The organism is Halorubrum amylolyticum (genome assembly GCF_004114995.1).
Lineage (GTDB): Archaea > Halobacteriota > Halobacteria > Halobacteriales > Haloferacaceae > Halorubrum > Halorubrum amylolyticum.
In genome coordinates this window covers 1-4,319 of the sequence record NZ_SDJP01000063.1, presented here as the reverse complement: position 1 = coordinate 4,319, position 4,319 = coordinate 1, and the positions used below count along the sequence as shown (strand labels likewise).

The following is a 4,319-nucleotide window of genomic DNA, read 5'->3' as shown; positions in this document are numbered from 1 at the left end:
CGTTGACCGAAGCTACGTTTTGCAGGGCGTTGGAGCTGGTGGACACAGTTTCCAAACCCTGCAGCCTCCCTTGGGAGGCTTTCTATGACAGGCTCCTCTGGTATTTAAACATCCTTTCTGGATAGCACCAGTCACATGCCGTACAGGCTCCCACTGTACACTGTCCACAACTTATGAAGGCAGCAGTCTATCACGGGCCGGGAGAGATTAGCGTTGAAGACCGACCAGAACCGGAAATTGAAGACTCGACGGACGCAGTCATCCGCGTTACACACACCGCTATCTGTGGGTCTGACCTCTGGTTCTACCGCGGCGAAGACGAACCGGAGACAGGATCGCAGGTCGGCCACGAACCGATGGGTATCGTCGAGGAAGTGGGCGAGGATGTCCGAAACGTCGAACCGGGCGACCGTGTGTTCGCCCCGTTCGCCATCAGCTGTGGCGAGTGTGAGTTCTGCCGCAAGGGACTCCAGACCGCCTGTCCGAACGGCGGCTTCTGGTCACCAGAAGGCCAGCACGGTGGGGCCCAAGCCGAGAAGCTCCGCGTCCCGCAGGCGAACGGCACGCTCGTCCGAGTCCCCGACCGGTACGCTGCCAACGAGGATGTCCTCGAAGCGCTGCTTCCCCTGACGGACGTGATGGGGACGGGCCACCACGCCACGGTCTGTGCGGACGTTCAGGCCGGCGACACCGCCGTCGTCATCGGTGACGGCGCGGTCGGTCTGTGTGCCGTCCTCGCGGCCAAACGGCTCGGTGCCGAGCGCATCATCGCGGTCGGCCATCACGAGGACCGTCTCGAACTCGCCGAGGAACTCGGTGCAACCGATACTGTTGCCAGCCGGGGCCAAGAGGCCATCGAGGAAATTCAAGCACTCACACACGGTGGTGCGAACCACGTCCTCGAATGTGTCGGCGCGGAGTCCTCGCTGGAGACCGCTGCGGCTGTTGTCCGTCCCGGTGGCAACATCGGCTACGTCGGCGTCCCACACGTCGAAGACCCGTCGTTCCTTCAGCCGCTGTTCTTCAGCAACGTCTCGTTTACCGGCGGCCCTGCACCAACGCGAGCATACGCCGAGGAACTTATGGAGGACGTCCTTCAGGGCACTCTCGATCCGTCCCCGATCTTCACGAAGACCGTCGATCTCGACAGCGTTCCCGAGGGGTACGAGGCAATGGATGAACGTGAGGCAATCAAGACGCTGGTGAAGATCGACGAGTAAAGAGTCAGGATCGAATCCGATCACAGAGTTCTTGCTTTTGGCTCGTACTATCATTTGAGATGTTCTCGCTGTTGGTCAAGAACGATCTTCGTCTCTAATGAAGGGTCTGCGACAGATACGGTCGTTTAAACAGGCTTCCTCGAGTGTATACACATTACGTGTTCGTTCAGCAACTTGGTCCCAGTCGAACGCTTGAACTATTTCTCGGTTCCGCTGTCCCATCTCTCGAAGCTGCTCGCGATTATCGATCGCCTTTCGAAGCGCCACCTGGAGTCCCGCGTCGTCACTGGGGTCGTACAGGTACCCACCCTCGGAACCGATCAGTCCGGGGAGACATCCCATTATCGGCCCTAGGACGGCGCGTTCGAATGTCATCGCCAGCACCGCGCTACCGGAGGTCAGTATTGAGTCGAAAGGAAGTGCCACGGCGTCCGCAGCGTGCATATACACCTGAATTTCGTCATTAGGGACGTACTTGAGGATCGTGTGTACTCGATCATCACCAATGCTGGCCGCGCGCACGCGGTTCGCCACATCTTCGTTCCGCGGGTTCCCGACGACGAGGAGACGTGCATTCCCGGAAACCCGTTTGAATGTCTTGATCAACGTTGGGACATTCTTGTAGGGACGGATTAGCCCAAAGAAGGCGATAACAGGCACGTCGGGTGAAAGATCGAGTCGCTCGCGAGCTGACGACTGCGATATGTTGTTTTCGTAGACGTTCAAGAAATTTCCATGGGGAACGACGCGGACACATTTTGTGACTCGTTCGGGAAGTCGGTACGTTTCTTCGACAGATTCAACCGCCTCCTCGCAGTGAACGATGAGCCGATCGACGAGACGCGCGACTACGTGTCTGATCGCGAGCTCGCTGCGGGGGGTGGCTCGTTCGTGGTCGAGGAGGTTGTGGACGGTCCAGACAATCCGCACCCCAAGCGCCCGCAACAGGATGAGTTCAAAAATAAGCCTGAAACCGAGCAGCCCGGCCATCACTGCGGGAAACCGGCGATTGGTGGTGACGAAACGGTCGAGCCAGTGAATGTGGAAAACATCCGGCATCCCGTGACGATGAACTCCCGTGAGAAGTGGAAACGCCCAGCCCCCATCCGTCGCCGTGACTTCGGTTTCGTGAGTCTCTAACGCCGAAATCAGCTCAGACTGATATGGGTTCGATTCTCTGTAATCCGGGCACATCAACACCGTGATCCGGTCGTCGGTGGGATCAGTCATGCCACCATCCGGTCATGCTCTCGAATATCATGCAATCCACAAGGCGGACCACGGATATTGTTATGAGGTTTTGAACAGGTACCATTCACCGTTTTGTCTCAAAATCAGTGGAGTGGGTTTGGACTCGGTGACAGCCCGGACGATGGTTAGAACGGAGCAAGTGGCCGGCTCTTGTTTAGTATGTGACTACTATTGACAGGATGGTTCGAAACTCCTGTATGAAGTTCCAACATGAACGTATCGACGATGATCCTCCCTGTGGTCGGCTCACATTCTGCCTCACGTCCGATCTCACCGGTAACGGGCGACCTGATGTGGTCGTCGGTGGTATGGGCGCAAAGAAGCAAGTAAACGTACTCGGCAAACGGATCATTCTTCGGTACCTGCCGGTCGTCGGAAGTGCGATCAAGCGGCTGGAATCCAACGTGTTTTGGTACGAGAATCCAGGTTGGAAGCGCCACGAGGTGGCACGGATTCCCGAACTCTCGGTCGGCGGATCGATCGGTGACCTTGACGGCGACGGGACACCCGAACTAGTAGTCGGACAGAACGGCGAGACTGATCTCTACTGGTTCGATATCCCGTCGAACCCGCGACGGGCTTGGTCCCGCCACTTGATCACCGACGAGTTTCGGAAGTACCACGACACGGCGATCGCCGACATCGACGACGATGGCGAGCCAGAAGTCGTCATCCTTTCACAGCAGAGCGAGACGGTCTGCTACTACGACGTTCCCGAAGACCCCTCTGTCTCTCCTTGGCCCGACGATCATCGACACGTGATCGCTGAGAACCTGAACGTCGAAGGCGTCGCTGTAACTGACCTCGATGACGACGAAACCACCGAACTCGTCGCTGGACCGAACGTGTTTCGGCGAAACGGATCCGTGGATGACTGGGACCGTGAGCGCCTCGGCGACGACTGGCAGTGGACGCGGGTCGGCATTGCAGACGTTGACGATGACAGCGACGCAGAGATCGTCTTAACCGAGGGTGACCTCCCGTACCAAGGCGACCGGCGGGGGCGTGTTGGAGTGTTCGATCCACCGGATTGGTCCGTAACAACACTCGATGACGACCTTTTCAATCCGCACACGATCCAGATCGAGGATTTCGACGGTGACGGCCGACCAGACCTACTCGTCGCCGAGATGGGTCTGAGCGGGAAAGAGGACCCGCGGATGTTCGTCTACCGGAATACCGGAGAGGGATTCGAGCGCGTTGAGATTGATTGCGGTGTCGCGACTCATGAGGCAAAGACAGTCGATCTCACCGATGACGGTTCGCTCGACATTGTCGGAAAATCGTATGGGCCTAACTGTCATGTCGATGTCTGGTACCGTCAAGACTGAGTATTGTGAACGATCGGCGAACTGGCTCTCTCGGCCGCGTGAGGCGACTGGCGAACATCACAGCCGCGTACATACTGATCGATGCCTGTCCGGGACCATAGATGATGGAGTACCGAAGCGGAACAATCGTTCCACCCAGACGGTCCTCGGATTGGAGCGCGAGCCGTTAAGTTTAGCACTTCGACACGGCGTGCGAGGCTCCAGATCGGAGTGCCACGTCTACCGAGACCGGCAGGCCCACGCTAAACCCGCACACCGACACCGATGAAGCGACGAGGATCGAGCCAAGAATACTGATCTCGGCCTCCAAGAGGAGAACGGTAGTGACCGTGCAGTTGATCTCAGCTGTCTTGACCGGCTCCGCCGACCCCGCTCCACAGTTGGTAGTCTCGATCACGGACACCCGCACAAGCAACACTACCGGTGACCTCCTCCTCGCCGTTAACGGCGAGGCTTCCCACGGCACTGCACCGCTGAGTTGGGATATTTGCTGGTTGACGACCAGTCGGCATGACCG

At 58.1% G+C, this 4,319-nt stretch carries 4 protein-coding genes; 2 read left to right on the top strand and 2 right to left on the bottom strand.

The genetic code is table 11. From position 1 onward, the window contains the following. Positions 1 to 173 precede the first annotated feature (173 nt). The gene (locus ESO89_RS18160) at positions 174 to 1,220 is read left to right on the top strand and encodes a zinc-dependent alcohol dehydrogenase family protein (protein ID WP_128906792.1); all 1,047 of its coding nucleotides are present in this window, start codon (positions 174 to 176) and stop codon (positions 1,218 to 1,220) included. Positions 1,221 to 1,295: 75 nt separating this feature from the next. On the opposite strand, the gene ESO89_RS18155 is transcribed toward ESO89_RS18160, so the two are convergent. Then, a complete protein-coding gene (locus ESO89_RS18155) occupies positions 1,296 to 2,450 on the bottom strand; it encodes a glycosyltransferase (RefSeq protein WP_128906791.1) in 1,155 nt (384 codons plus the stop codon). 218 nt (positions 2,451 to 2,668) lie between these two features. On the opposite strand from ESO89_RS18155, the gene ESO89_RS18150 reads away from it, so the two are divergent. Continuing rightward, positions 2,669 to 3,802 (top strand): FG-GAP repeat domain-containing protein, encoded by a 1,134-nt coding sequence (locus ESO89_RS18150; protein ID WP_128906790.1) that lies wholly within the window; start codon positions 2,669 to 2,671, stop codon positions 3,800 to 3,802. A 172-nt stretch (positions 3,803 to 3,974) separates the two neighbouring features. On the opposite strand, the gene ESO89_RS18815 is transcribed toward ESO89_RS18150, so the two are convergent. Further along, the coding region (locus ESO89_RS18815) for a hypothetical protein (protein ID WP_206731803.1) at positions 3,975 to 4,319 on the bottom strand (345 nt) is incomplete at its 5' end.

Coding starts and splice junctions, on each gene's coding strand:
- ESO89_RS18160 (WP_128906792.1), top strand. CDS start 174: ATGAAGGCAGCAGTCTATCACGGGCCGGGAGAGATTAGCGTTGAAGAC.
- ESO89_RS18155 (WP_128906791.1), bottom strand. CDS start 2,450: ATGACTGATCCCACCGACGACCGGATCACGGTGTTGATGTGCCCGGAT.
- ESO89_RS18150 (WP_128906790.1), top strand. CDS start 2,669: ATGAAGTTCCAACATGAACGTATCGACGATGATCCTCCCTGTGGTCGG.